This is a genomic window from Pseudomonas sp. LS2P72 (genome assembly GCF_054897865.1).
Genome location: NZ_CM142708.1, coordinates 491,917 through 510,434 on the forward strand (window position 1 = coordinate 491,917; position 18,518 = coordinate 510,434).

Here is an 18,518-nt window from a genome sequence, read left to right on the forward strand (position 1 = left end):
GTTGCGGCTTAAACCGACAGCGCCATATAAAACTGAGTACCTTGCCCCGGCCGCGAATAAACACCCATCCGACCGCCGTGCAACTGCACGATTTCCTTGCACAGTGCCAGACCGAGTCCGGCACCGCCCTTCTTGCGACCGACCTGTACAAAGGGTTCGAAAATCCGCCCCTGCTGGCCATAGGCAATACCTTCGCCGTTGTCCTCGACGCTGATAATCACTCGCTCCCCATGGCGTCGAGCCTGCAAACGTATTTGCCCGCCGGAAGCGGTGTGGCGCAACGCGTTGTCGATCAGGTTATCGAGCACCCGGTCCAGCTGCGGCTGATCGGCCTGCAATCGCGGCAATGGCCCTTGCACTTCCACTTGCAGGTCGATGCCCTGCTCTTCTGCTGGCCCGGTAAAACGTGCCCGGGCCTGCTCCAGCAAATCCTCGATGGAGCACGGCGCCAATGTGAGTTTCTGCAATCCGTTCTGGTAGCGGGAGAAGTTCAGCAGGTCGTTGATCAACTGCATCAAGCGCTGCATCTCTTCATTCACCGTGTCCAGCAGATCTGCTTCACGCGAGTCCTTGGCAAAGTGCGCGCGCTCGCGAAACAGGCCGAATGCCATATGCATTCCGGTAACCGGCGTTCGCAATTCATGGGAGGCGCGCAGCACGAACTCGCTACGCACCCGCTCGAACGCCCGCTGTTCGGTGACGTCATGCAGCACCATCACGGCGCCGAGAATATGACCCTGTGTATGGCTGACCGGCGTCAGACTGAAGGTCAGCAACCGCGACTCACCGTCGACCTCGATACTCAGGTCCTCAGGCGCCCGCTCCAGGGTGCCGCCGCGCAGCACCAGTTGCAGTTGATCGTCGAGTTCGGGACGCTCAAGCGCCGTACCCAGACCTTGACCGAGACGATCGCTGTCCCACCCCAACTGACGCTGCGCCACCGGGTTGAGGTGTTCCAAACGGCCATCGCGATCAATCATCAACAGCCCATCGTCGATGCTGTCGAGCACGGCCTGCAAACGCTGCTGGCCTGCGAGCAGTTCATCGATATTGGTGGCCTGATGCTCACGCAGCGCCTCCGCCATGATCCCGAAGCGCTTGGTCAGTTGGTTCATTTCCACGGCCGAGGAAATCGGTAGCGTCACTTCGAAATTGCCTTGGCCGATATTGTCCGCCGCTTGGACCAGGGCCTCGATCGGCTCACCAAAACGCCGAGCGATAGCGTGGGCGGTGATGAAGCCGATGATCAGCACCGACAGCCCCACCAACCCGAGCAGGCCGGCAACCAGCAGCGCCCTCTCCCGAACCTGCCGTTCGGTGGCATTGATGTTATCCAGAGCACGCTGTTGCTCGACGATCAAACCTTTGAGTAGCACATTGAATTTTTCGGTGAGTTCTTTGTTGCCACTCAACACCTGTGTCGAGTCACCTGACAAGTCGTACGCCTGCAGAAAACTCAGGTAGTCAGTCTTGGCCTTTTCGAAACCGAACTGGCGCTCATCGCCAGCCCGGGCATGGACAATGCCGTCGTCAAGCAACTGGAAATAATGCTGCTTGGACGCCTCGAACGCTGCAGGATCCGGCTTCTCGCTGAGCATGATCATCAGCTGATCGCCCAAGGTCTGACGCAATTTCAGTCCCAGGTCGAGCGTGACGAAATTGTTGCGAATCAGCGCTTCCTGGCTACTCGCCATCTGCATCACGCTGACCAGCCCGAGCAACAGCCCAAGCAACGCCACGGTGATCAGTGCAGAAATGCTCAGAAACAGCCGCGTGCGCAACTTCATCGCCAGTCTCATCGGAGACAGCTCACAAGTTGTACTGCTTGCGTTTTCGGTACAACGTCGAGGCATCGATGCCCAAGGTCTTGGCAGCCTGGTCCAGCGTATCTGCAGTGGCGAGGACCGCTCCGATGTGGGCTTTTTCCAATTCATCAAGGCTCAGCGCAGCGCCGATGCGAGGCGCGTTGTTGACCGGGGTTTCAGCCATGCCCAGGTGACTGATCTCGACCCGCTCCTGTGGACAAATGATGCTTGCCCGCTCCACAACGTTGCGCAGTTCACGAATGTTCCCCGGCCAGCGGTAGCTGAGCAGCGCTTCACGTGCTTCGTCACTGAAGCCTCGAGCCGGACGCGCGTATTCCTTGACAAAACGGGCCAGAAAGCGATCGGCCAGGGTCAGAATGTCCTCCCTGCGCTCGCGCAGTGGTGGCAGGTGCAAGGTGATCACGTTCAGGCGGTAGAGCAAATCTTCGCGGAAACGGCCATCGCGGACCATGTCTTCGAGGTTCTGGTTAGTGGCCGCGAGGATGCGCACATCGGCGCGGCGGGTGACCGGGTCGCCCACCCGTTCGTATTCTTTATCCTGGATGAAACGCAGCAGTTTAGGTTGCAAAACCAACGGAAAATCGCCGATCTCGTCAAGAAACAGGGTCCCTCCGTCAGCCTGATTGACCCGACCCAGGGTACTTTCGCTGGCCCCGGTGAACGCGCCACGGCTATGGCCGAAGAGTTCGCTTTCCATGAGTTCGGCCGTCAGGGACGGGCAGTTGATCGTGATGCAGGATTTCTTTGCGCGCTTACTCCAGCCGTGGATGGCTTGGGACAGTTCGCCTTTACCGGTACCGGACTCGCCGAGAATCAAAATATTGGCATCGGTGCTGGCCACCTGGCGGGCGGTTTCGAGCACGACTTTCATCGCCGGGCTGTGAGAGTCCAGGCCATCCTTGGGTTTGCGCACTTCGCCTTCAAGGGCTTCCAGACGTGCCGACAGTTGCCGCACTTCCAGCTGCTTGGCGGTGGCCAGGCGCAATTGGTCGGGGCTGCAAGGTTTGACCAGATAGTCGGCGGCACCGGCCTGAATGGCATCGACCGCCGTGTCCACGGCGGAATGAGCGGTGACGATCACCACCCTCATCCACGGCGCCTGAATGCGCATTTGGGCCAGCACATCGAGGCCATTGTCTTCACCCAGGCGCAAGTCGAGAAAGCACAGGTCGAAGACTTGACGCTGGAGCAGTGCATCAGCCTGGGCGGCACTGTTGGCGGTAGCGACGGTATAGCCTTCGTCTTCGAGGCAATAACGGAAAGTACGCAGGATGGCGGACTCATCGTCCACCAGCAGAATGCGGCCTTGATGCTTAGTGGCTGACTCCATTTTCCTACGCTCCTTAAAGAATGATCTTGGTTAGTCCCGGAATAATCGGGCAAGTTGCATGGTTTATTCTGGTCGATTCCAGCTACAGCAGCGTAGCTCTCTCTTCACCCTACGGCTAATCGCCTGATTTTGTTGTTTTTTTATCAGATAGCCGGTTCGAAGGCGCTCGCCAGTGTCCCCTTGTGACATCCACGCCCTCCTCGCAATTCAAAAATATTGAAAGTTCCTACAAATCCATCGTGCATTACGCACGACTTCAAAACGACCATCGTGCAGGATGCGTCCGAAACGATTTCTACAGCATCAATAACCAATTGATTTTATTGGATATTTTTATCATTAAAAGCTGGCATGCAGGCTGCAATGGTCTGATTAACCGGGGCATTCAAGCATGTTGCCTCTGACCAGATCACCACAGAGTGGGAGGAGCTTCAGGATGAGTCGCCAACGTGCCGCCCAGTTGCGTATCTCGCCACTGCATATCCAGCAAGGTCTGTTTGCTGTTCTGGCGCTATTGATCACCTTGATCGCCGGCCAGCAGTTTCAGCGTTGGGAGCAGAACCTGCAGCAAGAAGCACCACGCTTGTCGATTCAACACCCGACCCAAACCCATTTCAGCGCGGCCAGCAGTAACCAGGCTGACAGCCCCCCATTGCGAATGGTGGACGTCGATCAGGCTCAGCCTGCGGATGAGATGCCTCGCCAGGAACGTTGGGTGTTCTAAACACATGAACTTGGCGCGTTCGAGGCGCCGGGAAAAGAAGCAACATCTCTAAATAGAAGCGTAAGGAGAATCACCATGTTGAGCTGGGCAATCACATTCTTGATCATTGCCATCATTGCTGCAGTACTGGGCTTCGGTGGTATCGCGGGCACCGCCACGGGTATCGCCAAGATTCTCTTTGTCGTGTTCCTGGTGATGTTCATTGCTTCCTTCTTCTTTAGCCGTCGCGGCCGAGGGTGAACATGAGCGTTTTGTTAAAACACTGGCAGCCGCCCTGCTTCCGGGCGGCAGTGCCATGCAAGAATGATCCACACTGATACTGAATTCGTAACATGAAAGAAGCAGCATGGCTTCTTTCCACTGCGCTACCGGAGGACGGTAGACGCATGATCAAGGGGCCGGGACGTTCTGCCTGTTTCAGGGGCGGAGTGACCTACGGGTACAGGGAGTACCTGCGCAAGGGCCAGGTCAGGCAGAAGCTGCGCAAGTTCGTCGGTCGCTCATGGATCGGCGGACTTGCGAAGTGCTCCTCAGCGCAAAGCGTTGTCTTAGAGCGTTCTGCTCGCCGTTTCCATTAATTCCTCGCAAAACCATTTCGCGGTGTTTCTTTGGTGACCGTATATCGAGAAAACGGCGGCTCCAAGACCGAGAATTTTCGCGCTTAAACGTAGGCTTTTTCCCAAGTTTTAGCCCATATCCCCTTGCTCAAAAAACAACCAACCTCCTCTGCGATGGCCGGTTCACGGCACTTATGCCTGCCGAAATGTCGTATTCGAACCGTTTGGGACGCGAGTTTCAGTTAAAAAAGCTCATGCCGATTCGGCATAGGGTAGGCGTTTACGGCATTAGACGTCGCTTCCTTGCATCTGAATAGTTGCGCCTTTTTTCGCCTGCCAGAGAGCCGATAACAAGCGCTCCGGGGCACCTTATACGGGGGTAGAGGCACAAGACTTTTTCGCCACAAGCGTTCCAGTTCTTGCATGCATCTGCCTGAGTCAAACGCAAGTAAGGGTAAAGATATGAAGAAGGCAAAGCTTAGCCTCGCCTGGCAGATCCTCATCGGTCTGGTATTGGGGATTGCAATCGGTGCGCTGCTCAACCATTTCAGTGCCGAAAAAGCCTGGTGGATCAGCAACGTCCTGCAACCAGCAGGCGATATCTTTATCCGTCTGATCAAGATGATTGTGATTCCGATCGTGATCTCCTCCTTGATCGTCGGTATTGCAGGCGTCGGCGACGCGAAGAAGCTCGGGCGTATCGGGCTGAAGACCATCATCTACTTCGAGATCGTCACCACCATCGCCATCGTGGTCGGTCTGATGCTGGCCAACGTGTTCCATCCGGGCACCGGCATCGACATGAGCACCCTGGGTACCGTGGATATTTCCAAGTACCAGGCCACTGCCGCCGAGGTTCAGCATGAACATGCGTTCATCGAAACCATCCTCAACCTGATCCCGTCGAACATCTTCGCGGCCATGGCCCGCGGCGAGATGCTGCCGATCATCTTCTTCTCCGTATTGTTCGGCCTCGGTCTGTCGAGCCTGCAATCGGACCTGCGCGAGCCGCTGGTGAAGATGTTCCAGGGCGTGTCGGAAAGCATGTTCAAAGTCACTCACATGATCATGAACTACGCCCCGATCGGCGTTTTCGCACTGATCGCGGTGACCGTAGCCAACTTCGGCTTCGCCTCTCTGATACCGCTGGCCAAACTGGTGATCCTGGTTTACGTCGCCATCGCCTTCTTCGCCTTCGTGGTGCTGGGCCTGATCGCTCGCCTGTTCGGCTTCTCGGTGATCAAGCTGATGCGCATCTTCAAGGATGAGCTGGTGCTGGCCTACTCCACCGCCAGTTCCGAAACCGTGCTGCCGCGCGTGATCGAGAAGATGGAAGCCTACGGCGCGCCGAAAGCCATTTGCAGCTTCGTGGTACCGACCGGCTACTCGTTCAACCTCGACGGTTCGACCCTGTACCAGAGCATCGCGGCGATCTTTATTGCCCAGCTCTACGGCATCGACCTGTCGATCAGCCAGCAATTGCTGCTGGTGCTGACCCTGATGGTCACCTCCAAAGGCATCGCCGGCGTACCGGGTGTGTCCTTTGTGGTGCTGCTGGCCACCTTGGGCAGCGTGGGTATTCCGCTCGAAGGACTGGCGTTCATCGCCGGTGTCGACCGCATCATGGACATGGCCCGTACCGCACTGAACGTGATCGGCAATGCCTTGGCCGTGCTGGTCATCTCCCGCTGGGAAGGCATGTACGACGACGCCAAGGGCCAGCGCTACTGGAACTCCCTGCCGCACTGGCGCAGCAAGGAAAAATTGCCGGTGAGTGAAGCTTCCAGCAACTAATGCAAAACCCTGGCCTGGCTCCCACAGTGACCCGAGCAAGCCACACAAACAAACCCCGGAGAAATCCGGGGTTTGTCGTTTCTGGCTACCCCGCTATCATTCGCCGCATTCTTTGGGGGATTTAACTGATGCTCAACGGCCTGTGGCTAAGCTTCTTCATCGTGGCTGCCGTTTCGGCACTGGCGCAATGGCTGATCGGCGGTAACGCCGGGATCTTCGCGGCGATGGTCGAAAGTATTTTCGCCATGGCCAAGTTGTCGGTCGAAGTCATGGTCCTGTTGTTCGGCACCCTGACGCTCTGGCTGGGCTTTCTGCGGATTGCCGAGAAAGCCGGGATCGTCGAGTGGCTGGCCAGAGCGCTGGGCCCGTTGTTCCTGCGGCTGATGCCGGGAGTGCCGGCCGGGCACCCAGCCATCGGCCTGATCACGCTGAACTTCGCCGCCAACGGTCTGGGCCTGGACAACGCCGCCACGCCGATCGGCCTTAAAGCCATGAAGGCGCTGCAAGAGCTCAACCCCAGCGACACCATCGCCAGCAACGCGCAGATCCTCTTTCTGGTGCTCAACGCCTCTTCCCTGACCCTGCTGCCGGTGACGATCTTCATGTACCGCGCCCAGCAAGGTGCGCCCGATCCGACCCTGGTGTTCCTGCCAATCCTGCTCGCCACCAGTTGCTCGACATTGGTCGGCCTGCTGTCGGTGGCGTTCATGCAGCGTCTGCGCCTGTGGGACCCGGTGGTGCTCGCGTACCTGATTCCCGGTGCCCTCGCCCTCGGTGCGTTCATGGCGCTGCTGGCGACGCTCTCAGCGACCGCTCTGGCCGGTCTGTCATCGATCCTCGGCAACGTGACGCTGTTCGGGCTGATCATGTTGTTTCTGGTGATCGGCGCGCTGCGTAAGGTGAAGGTGTACGAAGCGTTCGTCGAAGGCGCCAAAGAAGGCTTCGACGTGGCCAAGAACCTGCTGCCGTATCTGGTGGCGATGCTGTGTGCCGTCGGCGTGCTGCGGGCATCCGGAGCGCTGGACTTTGGCCTGGACGGGATTCGGCATCTGGTGGAATGGGCCGGTTGGGACACGCGCTTCGTCGATGCGCTGCCGACCGCCATGGTCAAGCCGTTCTCCGGCAGTGCCGCCCGGGCGATGCTGATTGAAACCATGAAAACGTCCGGCGTGGACAGCTTCCCGGCACTGGTGGCGGCGACGATTCAGGGCAGTACCGAAACGACGTTCTATGTATTGGCAGTGTACTTCGGCGCGGTGGGGATCCAGCGGGCGCGGCATGCGGTGGGTTGCGCATTGCTGGCGGAGCTTGCGGGCGTTCTCGGCGCGATCGGCGTTTGTTACTGGTTCTTCGGCTAACCAAAAACCCTGTGGGAGCGAGCCTGCTCGCGATGAGGTCGGCACATTCAACAATTCTGTTGGCTGTTAAACCGCCATCGCGAGCAGGCTCGCTCCCGCATTGGGTTTGTGTAGGTCTTCAAGGCCTCAGTGGCGGTGACTTTGCGGCAGCCGCCGGCTTGTTGTCCTTTACCACGAAGCGCAACACACCGATGACCTGGCCATCTTCGGTCAGCACCCGAACCTGCCACTTACCCGCGGGGTTACCGGGGAAATTCTGCTTGTGGGTCCAGGCCCGATAGCCTTCCTTGCGCCCCCCGTTGATATCCAGCGGGATACGGTCGACTTCTTTACCGTTGAACATCCAGACGTGATAAATCCGTTCGGCCAGACCTCGCGGGGCATTGATCGCGGTGTACGCGTACAGCCCACCTCCGCGAATCTGCTCGGCGCTAACTTCTTCCAGACTCTTGCCAGGTGTGCGGTCCTGCATTTGCGTGCTGATCGCCACGTCGGTCATCCACAGGGTCGCCGGCGGCACCCAGGATCGCAGCACCCAACCGAGCGCGCCGATGCCCAGCGTAATACTGAGAATCGCCAGCGCGTTGCGCACGGTACGAATCGGGAAGATCGACGCCAGACTCGGGAACGACAGCACGACGGCGGTGCCCAGGGCCAGTTTGAAACTCTGAGCGGTGGTCAGGTGCAGGATGACGGGCAGGGCAGTCAGCAGTGCAGCGAACAGCGTCAGTGTGTGCAGTGCCAGGAACGCCCAGCGCCGGGGGGCCAGCCATTTGTAGTAGAGCGGGTCGATGATGGAAATCAGTGCGGCAATGCCCAATAGCCCGGTGAAGAACAGCTGGCCGCTGTTCCAGGTGGTGGTGATAAAAAAGAACGGCAAGACGAAGAACAGACTTTCCTGGTGGATCATCTGCGTGGCGTAGCGCAGCAGAGGTTTGGGGATTTCGCGTTTGAAGATTCTGGCGAACAGCTTGGTGAGGCTGTTTTCCAGCATCAGCCAGATCCAGCTGATCAGCATGATGGTGGTGATCCAGGTCGCCAGACCTTGCTGGCGATCCACCAGAATGAAGCTGCCGACCCCGGAAATGAAACCGCCGAGCGCAATGACCCCTGGGTAGCGCTTCATCAAATCCAGGATGCGCTGAACGTATAGGGTCAGAGTCGGCATTCGGCGGTTCGCAATAGTCGTGGGAAAAATCCTCGACAGGGTAACCGCCGAGAGGTCGGCGTGGCGAGGGTGCCGGTCACTTTGGCCAAACACAAAACCCGGATTGGAAATCTTACTGTGGTGAGGGGATTTCTGTGGCGAGGGGATTTATCCCCGTTGGGCTGCGAAGCGGCCCCAAAAATGGGCGACCCTGTTTTTTCTGGCACACCGCATCGACTGGTTTTGCGACTGCTGCGCAGCCGAACGGGGATAAATCCCCTCACCACAAAAGCTCCCTCGCCATAGGGACAACTCACTTTCGGCGATGGACGCGCCAAGCCAACAGGCTGAGTACAAGCAACCCGAACACCCCGGCAATCGCCCACATCAACTGATCATCACTGATCAACGGCTGTTCGATCCGCAGGTAGCCCGGCTGCATCAGCAATTCACGCATCGCCTTGTTTGCTTCCTCCAGCGTCACCCCTTGCAGTTCCTTGGTCGGGTTGGCGAAACGGCCTTCCTCGTAGTCCCCAAGGGCGCTCCAGTAATAATCGGCCAACGCGCTGTTGCCTTGCACGGCCCAGGCCTGGCGAGCGATGGCAACCTGCTTGAGACGGTTGAAGGTGTCGGCATTGAGACCGTCCTTGAGCAACCCGGCCTTCAGATCATCCAGCACCTGCTCGGCCTCGGGCACGTCGTCGCGCTCAAGGTCTGCGTTCAGACTCATGAAGCCCACGCCGCCAAACACCTCGCGCTCGGCCGAAGGCCCGTAGGACAAGCCATGGGCCAGGCGCAATTGGCGGTAGAGCGCCCAGTCCAGATAGTCCTTTAGCAAGTCGAAGGTTTCGTCGTGCTGATCTTCAAGCACCGGCTCTGGCACCAGCCAATGCAACTTGGCACTGCCGCCAACAAAATCGTGACTCAGGGTGCGCTCATGCGCAGCACTGGCCTGGATCGCCGGCAGGGGCAGGTGATCGGTCGGGTCAACCGCTTCAAGCGCGCCATAAGACCGTTCCAGATAGGCCGGCAGCAAGCGGTCGAGGTCGCCGACGACGATCAGGGTCATGTTATTGGGCGCGTACCAGGCCTTGCGTACCGTCTCCACTTGTTCGCGGGTCAGGTGATCGACCTCAGGCCGCTCGGGGCATTTGAGGCCCAGCTCCACCGCCAGCTGATTACTCGCCGTGTGGCCAAGATCCTGGCGATCCAGCCAGCGTTGCAGGTGCGAGTAATGGCCGCCATCTTCGCGCTCGACCACTTGTTTGGCGGCGTTGATGGCGTTGTCGTCGATTCGGGTCTGGGTCAGCAGCGCCAGCAGCAGCTCGAGGACCTTGCGCTGGTTTTTCGCCGGTGCTTCGATGACGAACGTGGTGTCGGCATTGCTGGTGTAAGCGTTCCACTCGCCACCCAGGGCCTGCATGCGTTCTTCCAGCCCGCCCTCGCCAGTGGCGTCGATGCCGCTGAACAGCAAGTGCTCAAGCAGGTGCGGCAGCTCCTTGTCGGCGCAACTGAAATCATCGATGCCGACGCCGACCACCAGACGAATCGCCACATGCCCGCGCTCGGTGCCGGGTTTGAGCAGCAATTGCAGGCCATTGGGCAGCGTATAGCCCTCAATCTGAAAGCGATCCAGGGCAAATGAAGGGAATGAGCCAAACAACAGACAAGCGAACAACAAACAACGCATAGCAAGCTTCCAGGCAACCAATCGGAGATCCGTGTCGTCAGCCAGGCCGCCTTCGCGAGCAGGCTCGCTCCCACAGGTGATCTGAGTCGGACACCATTTCCGATTACACCGAAGATCCACTGTGGGAGGGAGCCTGCTCGCGAAGGCGGCGTTCATGCTGAATCAATGTTACTGACTGACCACTCTGCCAGACGTTCAAGGTGAATGTGTGATGTCAGCGAATTCGTCGACCGCCAGCGCGCCGGTGTCGGAAGTTTCCAGCACCACATAGGCGCTGCTGCAAAACAGCGAATTCAGACGCTTCATGTCGGCAATCAACTCAAGGTGTAACGAGCTGGTCTCGATACTCTGCACGATCTTACGTTGCAATCGGCTGACGTGAGCATGGGCCAGGCGCCGTTCCTGTGCGCGGAAGCGACGTTTCTCACGCAGTAACTGGCGGGCACTTTCCTTGTCGGCACTGAGGAACACTGACAACCCGAGGCGCAGGTTGGAAATCAACTGACTGTGCAGCCCCGCCAACTCTTCCAGGCCGACCTCGGAAAAAGACCGGCGCTGCGAGGTTTTCTGCTGCTGGACTTTGCGCAGCATGCGTTCGATAAGGTCGCTGGCGAGCTTGAGGTTGATCGCCAGCTCGATGATTTCCGCCCAGCGCCGACTGTCCTGCTCACTGAGGTCTTCGCGGGGCATTTGCGCCAGATACAGCTTGATCGCACCGTAGAGCGATTCCACATCATCGGTCAGACGCCGCATTTCCTGGGTAACGGCGGTTTGATTGCCGTTCAGCACGTCGAGCATGGCCTCGAGCATGTTGTCGATCAGGTCGCCGATGCGCAGGGTTTCCCGGGCGGCATTGGCCAGCGCCAGGCTGGGCGTGACCAGCGCTGTTGGATCAAGATGCCGCGGTTTTGCAGTGCCGTTGAGTTGCGGGCGCTCCGGCAGCACCCACGCACAGAACCTGGCCATCGGTCCGACACTTGGCAGCAAGATCAGGCAGCGCGCGGTGTTGTAGAGCAAGTGAAAGCCGATGACCATTTCCTGAGGGCTGAAGTCCAGACTGTCGATCCAATGCACCAACGGGTCGAGTACCGGGATGATCAGCAACAGGCCGATCAACTTGTACAGCAAGCTGCCCAACGCCACCTGGCGGCCGGCGGCGTTCTGCATGCTGGTGCTGAGGAAGGCGAGGATGCCGCTGCCGATGTTGGCGCCGATCACCAGGCCGATGGCCACGGGCAGGCTGATGACTGCGGCACCGGCCAGGGTCGCGGTCAGCAGGACGGCGGCCAGGCTGGAGTAGGAAACCATTGCGAACAACGCGCCGACCAAGGCATCCAGCAGGATGTCGCCGGTCAGCGAGGCGAAAATCACTTTCACACCTTGTGCCTGAGTAATCGGCGCGGCGGATTCGACGATCAGTTGCAGCGCCAGAATGATCAGCCCCAGTCCGATACTGACCCGGCCCATCTGTCCGACCCGGGTCTGTTTGCGCGACAGGAAGAAAATCACCCCAAGAAAGATCAGCAGAGGCGACAGCCACGACAAGTCGAGGGTCAGCACCCGCGCCATCAGCGCGGTACCGACGTCGGCCCCGAGCATGGTCGCCAGGGCCGGGGTCAGCGCCATCAGACCCTGACCGACAAAGGAGGTGACGAGCATGGCGGTGGCGTTGCTGCTCTGGACCATCGCCGTCACGACGATCCCCGAGACGAACGCCAGCCAGCGCTTGGACATGTTCCGGCCAATCACATGGCGCAGGTTGGAACCGTAGACCCGCAGAATGCCGGTTCGGACGATGTGCGTGCCCCAAATCAACAAGGCCACGGCAGATAACAAATTGAGCAGGGTGAGCATGCAGGCCCCCTGTGGTGGTAGCGCCCCAAAGGGGCAAGTTGACGGTGCCGCGCGTTCTTCTACGTTCTGTACTTAAGCTGTAGTTGGCTAACGGTCTGCGCGCCAGCATCGCACAGCTAAAGAAGCGATTGAAACAAAACTGTCATGAAAACAGGTTGATGCGTCGAGGAAAAAGGGGCTCGCAAGCCCTAATGCCGATCAGTTAAACCATTTCAGCCGCAACGCAAACCTTGTAGCAGCTGGCGAAGCCTGCGTTCGGCTGCGAAGCAGTCGTAAAATCGGAGTTTGCGGTCTTCCTGAAACACCGCATCGTCTGATTTCACGACCCCGAGCGGCGGCGAGACCGTTGAAAAAGACATCGGGTGAGCCGCTGGCAATCGGGTTGGTGCCGTGACCGGGGAGAGGGCAGGTGGTCGGGAACCCTGTGCGTCAACCTTTGGAAAGAACTGTCGGCTAATTCTTCAATTGCGTTGGTGTGATTCACGCGCTTTGCGACACATGTTTAATGACACCCAGAGTTACTTCTCGGAGGCTACAACGCCTTGCGCCGTTGCCTACGGTTACGCCAGAATCCGCCGGCTTGTGCGCCTAGAGGCTCGTCGGTAACTTGGCTCCCGTCACTGCCCATCAGTGATCGGGTTTAGTAGTCCGGCCAGTCATCTCGGTTGTACAAGCGTCATCCAGTCAGGTATCCGCCTGCGCTTGATGGTGGCTGTGCATAGGGCGCCCTCGGGCGCGCCGGGTGTTTTAGGTGACTTTGCCGGTCTACTAACCTGTGCACAGCTGCCACCCTTTCGTATTAGTAGCGAACGGGTTGCGGCCATACTGGAGAAAGTCCCTATGTTCAAAGTCACACCCAACCCACCGCGAAAACCCAGCACCATCTTCCTCATCAACCCCAAGGTCGACAACGAAACCCTGCTCGCTCACGCCTGCGAATCGTTGGCGTCAGCCAGTGTCATGGCCAGTGATTTTGCCGGTTTTCTGGAAGGTTCTCAGCGCAACACCCTGCTGGGGATTCAGCAAAGCATCATGTTGGGGGAATTGGCGGTGAATCGAGTGCTGGATAACCTCGATCCGCCAGGGTAATCACAGAGCAAAAAAAATGTGGGAGCGAGCCTGCTCGCGATGGGGCCGTCACATTCAACATTGATGCTGACTGACAGGCCGCTATCGCGAGCAGGCTCGCTCCCACAGGTTTTGTGCACTGGCTGACACCAGCCAGTGCACAGCTTCGGGTTACTGACCCGGAACGTCCTTGCGCAGTTTCACTGGGTCTTGCTGCTTCTTCTTTTTCATCATTGCGGTGCGCATCTTGATGTTGATCGCTTCCACCGCCAGCGAGAACGCCATGGCGAAGTACACGTAGCCTTTTGGCAAATGCACTTCGAAGGACTCGGCAATCAACACGGTACCGACCAGCAACAGGAACGACAGCGCCAGCATTTTCAGCGACGGGTGCTTGTCGATGAATTCGCTGATGGTGCCAGCCGCCAGCATCATCACCAGTACGGCGACGATGATCGCAGCGACCATGACCGGCACATGGGAAACCATACCCACGGCGGTGATCACCGAGTCCAGGGAGAACACGATGTCGATAATCGCAATCTGGATGATGGTGTACAGGAAGCTGCCACCCTTGGCGGTCGGTTCCTCGTGGGTCTCATCTTCGCCTTCCAGCGCGTGGTACATCTCTTGCGAGCTCTTCCACAGCAGGAACAGACCACCGAAGAACAGGATCAGGTCACGCCCGGAAATACCCTGGCCGAACACTTCGAACAGGTCGGCGGTAAGGCGCATGACCCAGGTGATCGACAGCAGCAACAGGATCCGCGTGATCATGGCCAGCGCCAGGCCGAAAATCCGGGTGCGCTGTTGCATGTGCTTGGGCATGCGGCTGACCAGGATCGAAATCATGATGATGTTATCGATACCCAGGACGATTTCCAGGGCGGTCAGGGTGAAGAAGGCAACCCAGATTTCAGGGTTGGTCAGCCATTCCATGTGTATTCCTTTGTGCGAGTGTTAAACCACGAAGGGCCCGGGCTTCAAACAACAAAGCCTGGACCCGTCATGGTAAGTCTTGGGCTTATAGAGTGCTGAACAGCGGAAAAATCCCCATCAGCAAGGCGGCGACCAGTATGCACATGCAAACCAGCACTGCCCACTTCAGGGTGAAACGCTGGTGATCACCGAAGTCGATACCGGCCAGGGCCACCAACAGATAGGTCGATGGTACCAGCGGGCTCAGCAAGTGGACGGGCTGACCGACGATCGAGGCACGTGCCATTTCAACCGCGGTTATACCGTAATGGCTGGCAGCTTCCGCAAGTACCGGTAACACGCCGTAATAAAATGCATCGTTCGACATGAAAAATGTGAACGGCATGCTCACCAATGCAGTGATCACCGCCAGGTACGGGCCGAGGAAGTCCGGGATGACCGCCAACAGGCTTTTCGACATCGCATCGACCATGCCGGTGCCGGTCAGGATACCGGTGAAGATGCCGGCCGCAAAGATCAAACCGACCACCGCCAGCACGCTACCGGCGTGGGCCGCGACGCGGTCCTTCTGCTGTTGCAGGCACGGGTAGTTGACGATCATCGCAATACTGAACGCCACCATGAACAGCACCGGCAGCGGCAACAGACCGGCGACCAGGGTGCACATCAGGCCCAGGGTCAGGGCGCCGTTGAACCAGATCAACTTCGGACGACGGGCATCCGGGAATTGCGAAACGCTGATTTCGCTGTGATCGATTTCATCGCCCACCAGGTGCAGTTCACCCAGACGCGCACGCTCACGCTTGCCGTAGAAGTAGGCGATAACCAGGATCGCCACCACGCCGGCGGCCATGGCCGGGATCATCGGCACGAAGATGTCGGACGGGTCCACATGCAGCGCACTGGCGGCACGAGCGGTGGGGCCGCCCCATGGCGTCATGTTCATCACGCCACCGGCGAGGATGATCAGGCCGGCCATGATTCGCGGGCTCATGCCGATACGGGCGTAGAGCGGCAGCATGGCGGCCACGCAGATCATGTAAGTGGTCGCGCCGTCACCATCGAGGGAGACGACGAGCGCCAGTACGGCGGTGCCGACCGAAACTTTCAACGGGTCGCCCTTGACCAGTTTGAGGATCTTGCGCACGGCCGGGTCGAACAGGCCGGAGTCGATCATCAGGGCGAAGTACAGAATGGCGAACATCAGCATCACACCGGTCGGTGCGAGCTTGGTGATGCCTTCGAGCATCATCGGGCCGATCTTCGGCGCAAAACCACCGAACAGCGCGAACAGGATCGGGATGATGATCAGAGCGATCAGCGCGGAAAGGCGCTTGGTCATGATCAGGAACATGAACGTGATGACCATGGCAAAGCCAAGGAAAGTCAGCATGGGAATACTCCAGGCATAGCGCGGCTAGGGAATGGGCGAACCGGGTGGGTCAGCGCAGAACGGGAAGCACGAGACGTATGGGCGGAGTGACAGCGAAGCGGCGGGTAGAAGAGGACATCAGGATCACCATTGTTGTTGTTAAATGGGCTGTGCGAGCGATAAAACACTGGCATTGGCCGACCGGTCTGTTGCCGGAAGTGGGGCGATCCTAATCGGGGAAGCTTTCACCCAGCTTTCGCGGATGAAAGCATTGACCAGATGTGCAACCGGTCGTCGGACGGGTTCAAAGCCCCTGAATACAGGGCAGGAGGACAAAACATGGCCGAAATTCACACGGGCGGCTGCCATTGCGGACATCTGCGCTATCAATTCAGCGGGCCTTTGCACGACATCGCCCACTGTCATTGTTCGATTTGCCGACGGGTCAGCGGCGGAATCGTGACCACCTGGATCACCGTGCTCGCGTCAGCCTTTGAATGGGTGAAAGGGACGCCGGCGCAGTACGACTCTTCAACAACCTGCATGCGGTATTTCTGTTCAAACTGTGGGGCGCAACTGGCGCTGGTCACGCACCTGAGCCCGGACAGCATCGACGTGACCATCGCCACCCTCGATCATCCCGAGCACGCACCCGCCGAAAGGCATATCTGGACTGACAACCGGCTGCCTTGGCTGCATCTGGACGAACATTTGCCGGGCGAAGCCGAGGAACACTTGTGAGCTGATCAAAAAATAGACAGATCCAGTGGCCGAATCGCGCCCATCCAGATGGCATGCTCGGTGTGGTCGAGCAGGTCATTGCCAGTGTCCGGGTGCAGGAATACCACCAAACCCTTGCGGTTGAGCGCAAGCCAGGGCAGTACGTCGCCGATGTATTGCGGCTCGAAAGCCAACTGGCAGCTCCAGTCCGGGTGCGGTCCCACCGGGCGTTCATGGACGCGGCCCATCTTCACTGGAAACAATTGCGCCGCCTGCTCACACAAGGCTCGCGCCTGGGGAAGGGTGTTGGCGTCGAAGTAGACATGGGCGTGATAGCCCTTGATCCGCTGCATTTGAAACCCTCTGAACCGAATCGAACCGGCGCCGTTTCCCACAGGTCACACGCCATAGAGATAGGAAGAACGGAGCACGGCCATGAAAAATGCCGAAACCCCGGTGGTGAAAGTGGTGCTTTATGGTGCCATGAGTAGCCTGGGCAGTGCGCTGATGGCTGAAATGCTACGGCGCCAACATGAAGTGATCGCGATTCTCGATGACCTGACGGCCCTCGCGCCGCGCCCGGGATTGCGGACCAAGGCCGGCGATTTGTTCGACGCCAAGCGGGTCAAGCAGAGCGTCGCCGGGTGTTCGGCGGTGATTTGTCTGCTGGATGCACCCGGGTTGCCGATGAACAGCGAGCATGTGGAAAAATCCATCGTGCCCGGCCCGGTGGAGCAAGTGTTGGCGGTGGATGCGCTGATCGATGGTATGCAGGACTCGGGGATTGCCCGGCTGTTTCTGGTCGGAGATTTCGAGGCACTGGACGATCCGGAGATAGAAGATCAACTGCAACGCCACGCCGCCGAAGAAATCCGCGAGGCCCTGCAAAGCAGCACTTTGCACTGGACGCTGGTGAATGCGCCGCGCGGGGTGCCCGGGCTGACCATCGAGCATTTCAGCCACGTCAGCAGTAGCCTGGAGCCAGGCCTCGCCGAACCGCTTGAACGGTTGAGCCGGGTGGCGGTCGGAATCGCCGATGAGTTGCGGTTGAACCTGCATGTCGGTGAGCACGTGACCTTCGTCGCGACCGACGCTACACCGCGATAGACGGCAGCGGCAGGCCATTCAACGATTGCGCACTGCTGGCCTGCTCAGCCATCAACCAGTCCACAAACTGCTGAATCAGCGCACCACGCCGTTTTCGCTGGGGCAGGACCACGTAATAGCCGAGCCTGGAAATCACCGTTTGCGCAATCGGTCGGCACAACAAACCTTGCGCCAGCAAGTTATCCACAAGGTGCCGCCAGCCAATCGCCACGCCCTGGCCGCCAATCGCCGCTTGAATCAACAGCGTGTAATTGTCGAAGCGCAATTGCCCGGGCGCAGGTGCCGAAGCGATCCCCAACTCCCGAAACACGCCGCTCCAGTCGAACCAGTTGCTGCTGTTTTCGCCTCGAAGGTGCAGCAGCGGGAACTCGAGCAGTGATTGGGCCGGCAAGGGCAGGGGACGATCCTTCAACAGCAGCGGGCTGCACACCGGAAAGACTTCTTCGCTGAACAGCCAATGGCTTTCGCCCTGTTTGAATCGGCCATCACCAAACAACACCGCCACATCAATATCGGTGCGCAGCATGTTGAGGCTGCGTTCGCTGGTGACCAGGCTGACGTCCACTTGGGGATTGGCAGCATGAAAGCGGTGCAGGCGCGGCATCAGCCAATACGCGGCAAAAGCGAAATCGGTGGCGACCTGCAACACCTCGTGCTGGTGCTGTGCGCTGATAGCGCTCAATCCTGCATCGATGTTCTGCAATCCGAGCTGAACCTGCTCAAACAGGATCGTCCCGGCCTCGGTCAGTTCGATGCCGCGATAGATCCGGTCGAACAGCCGCGTCCCGAGTTGTTCTTCCAACCGTTTGATCTGCTGGCTGATGGCCGGTTGCGTGGTGCCAAGCTCCACCGCGGCCGCCGTAAAGCTGCGCTGACGGGCCGCCGCTTCAAAGGCGCGAAGCAAATCCAGAGACAAATCACCAAGGGCGTCATACATAAGCTGTGCTTATCCTAGTCATTGCCGCGCATGGGCTTTACCACAAATTGCATGGGCTACATGCTCGATCGCAGCACTCTCGCATAAATATTCAC

At 58.8% G+C, this 18,518-nt stretch carries 16 protein-coding genes and 1 pseudogene; 7 read left to right on the top strand and 10 right to left on the bottom strand.

The genetic code is table 11. From position 1 onward, the window contains the following. Positions 1 to 8: 8 nt before the first annotated feature. A complete protein-coding gene (locus ACYZUA_RS02180) occupies positions 9 to 1,799 on the bottom strand; it encodes an ATP-binding protein (RefSeq protein WP_461961910.1) in 1,791 nt (596 codons plus the stop codon). 10 nt (positions 1,800 to 1,809) lie between these two features. Continuing rightward, positions 1,810 to 3,156 (bottom strand): sigma-54-dependent response regulator transcription factor AlgB, encoded by a 1,347-nt coding sequence (gene algB / locus ACYZUA_RS02185; protein ID WP_461961911.1) that lies wholly within the window; start codon positions 3,154 to 3,156, stop codon positions 1,810 to 1,812. Between the two features lie 436 nt (positions 3,157 to 3,592). Between algB and ACYZUA_RS02190 the strand changes: the two genes are divergently transcribed. From ACYZUA_RS02190 to ACYZUA_RS02205, 4 genes are all read left to right on the top strand, one after another. Then, entirely contained in the window at positions 3,593 to 3,880 is a 288-nt protein-coding gene (locus ACYZUA_RS02190; RefSeq protein ID WP_461961912.1) for a hypothetical protein, read from the top strand. 75 nt (positions 3,881 to 3,955) lie between these two features. Then, positions 3,956 to 4,120 carry a DUF1328 domain-containing protein gene (locus ACYZUA_RS02195; protein ID WP_150657806.1) on the top strand — a complete coding sequence of 55 codons (165 nt, stop codon included), beginning with the start codon at positions 3,956 to 3,958 and terminating at the stop codon, positions 4,118 to 4,120. Between the two features lie 779 nt (positions 4,121 to 4,899). After that, positions 4,900 to 6,231 (top strand): glutamate/aspartate:proton symporter GltP, encoded by a 1,332-nt coding sequence (gene gltP / locus ACYZUA_RS02200; protein WP_461961913.1) that lies wholly within the window; start codon positions 4,900 to 4,902, stop codon positions 6,229 to 6,231. Positions 6,232 to 6,359: 128 nt separating this feature from the next. After that, a complete protein-coding gene (locus ACYZUA_RS02205; RefSeq protein WP_461961914.1) occupies positions 6,360 to 7,589 on the top strand; it encodes a nucleoside recognition domain-containing protein in 1,230 nt (409 codons plus the stop codon). A gap of 118 nt (positions 7,590 to 7,707) precedes the next feature. Here the strand turns inward: ACYZUA_RS02205 and ACYZUA_RS02210 are convergent, their stop codons facing one another. The 4 genes and pseudogenes from ACYZUA_RS02210 to ACYZUA_RS02225 form a co-directional block, all read right to left on the bottom strand. Then, positions 7,708 to 8,757: a DUF5924 family protein gene (locus tag ACYZUA_RS02210; protein ID WP_461961915.1), complete on the bottom strand. Its 1,050-nt coding sequence runs from the start codon at positions 8,755 to 8,757 to the stop codon at positions 7,708 to 7,710. A gap of 292 nt (positions 8,758 to 9,049) precedes the next feature. Next, entirely contained in the window at positions 9,050 to 10,426 is a 1,377-nt protein-coding gene (locus ACYZUA_RS02215; protein WP_461961916.1) for a M16 family metallopeptidase, read from the bottom strand. 195 nt (positions 10,427 to 10,621) lie between these two features. After that, positions 10,622 to 12,280, bottom strand: coding sequence for a Na/Pi cotransporter family protein (locus ACYZUA_RS02220; protein ID WP_461961917.1), 1,659 nt, complete (start codon positions 12,278 to 12,280; stop codon positions 10,622 to 10,624). 303 nt (positions 12,281 to 12,583) lie between these two features. Continuing rightward, positions 12,584 to 12,697: pseudogene (locus ACYZUA_RS02225) on the bottom strand (PAAR domain-containing protein); the annotation flags it as partial. Between the two features lie 423 nt (positions 12,698 to 13,120). Between ACYZUA_RS02225 and ACYZUA_RS02230 the strand changes: the two are divergent. Then, a complete protein-coding gene (locus ACYZUA_RS02230; RefSeq protein ID WP_461961918.1) occupies positions 13,121 to 13,369 on the top strand; it encodes a DUF6124 family protein in 249 nt (82 codons plus the stop codon). A gap of 150 nt (positions 13,370 to 13,519) precedes the next feature. On the opposite strand, the gene ACYZUA_RS02235 is transcribed toward ACYZUA_RS02230, so the two are convergent. Together ACYZUA_RS02235 and ACYZUA_RS02240 are read right to left on the bottom strand one after the other, a co-directional pair. Next, positions 13,520 to 14,287 carry a TerC family protein gene (locus tag ACYZUA_RS02235; RefSeq protein WP_461961919.1) on the bottom strand — a complete coding sequence of 256 codons (768 nt, stop codon included), beginning with the start codon at positions 14,285 to 14,287 and terminating at the stop codon, positions 13,520 to 13,522. A gap of 85 nt (positions 14,288 to 14,372) precedes the next feature. Further along, the gene (locus ACYZUA_RS02240; RefSeq protein ID WP_461961920.1) at positions 14,373 to 15,680 is read right to left on the bottom strand and encodes a CitMHS family transporter; all 1,308 of its coding nucleotides are present in this window, start codon (positions 15,678 to 15,680) and stop codon (positions 14,373 to 14,375) included. 318 nt (positions 15,681 to 15,998) lie between these two features. Here ACYZUA_RS02240 and ACYZUA_RS02245 point away from each other — a divergent pair, with 318 nt between their 5' ends. Then, positions 15,999 to 16,400 carry a GFA family protein gene (locus tag ACYZUA_RS02245; protein WP_461961921.1) on the top strand — a complete coding sequence of 134 codons (402 nt, stop codon included), beginning with the start codon at positions 15,999 to 16,001 and terminating at the stop codon, positions 16,398 to 16,400. Between the two features lie 5 nt (positions 16,401 to 16,405). On the opposite strand, the gene ACYZUA_RS02250 is transcribed toward ACYZUA_RS02245, so the two are convergent. Then, complete coding sequence (locus ACYZUA_RS02250; RefSeq protein ID WP_461961922.1) at positions 16,406 to 16,732, bottom strand: DOPA 4,5-dioxygenase family protein; 327 nt, start codon at positions 16,730 to 16,732, stop codon at positions 16,406 to 16,408. An 82-nt stretch (positions 16,733 to 16,814) separates the two neighbouring features. Between ACYZUA_RS02250 and ACYZUA_RS02255 the strand changes: the two genes are divergently transcribed. Next, positions 16,815 to 17,486, top strand: coding sequence for an NAD(P)-dependent oxidoreductase (locus tag ACYZUA_RS02255; protein WP_461961923.1), 672 nt, complete (start codon positions 16,815 to 16,817; stop codon positions 17,484 to 17,486). On the opposite strand, the gene ACYZUA_RS02260 is transcribed toward ACYZUA_RS02255, so the two are convergent. Then, a complete protein-coding gene (locus tag ACYZUA_RS02260) occupies positions 17,473 to 18,423 on the bottom strand; it encodes a choline sulfate utilization transcriptional regulator (RefSeq protein ID WP_461961924.1) in 951 nt (316 codons plus the stop codon). The genes ACYZUA_RS02255 and ACYZUA_RS02260 overlap by 14 nt on opposite strands. Positions 18,424 to 18,518 lie beyond the last annotated feature (95 nt).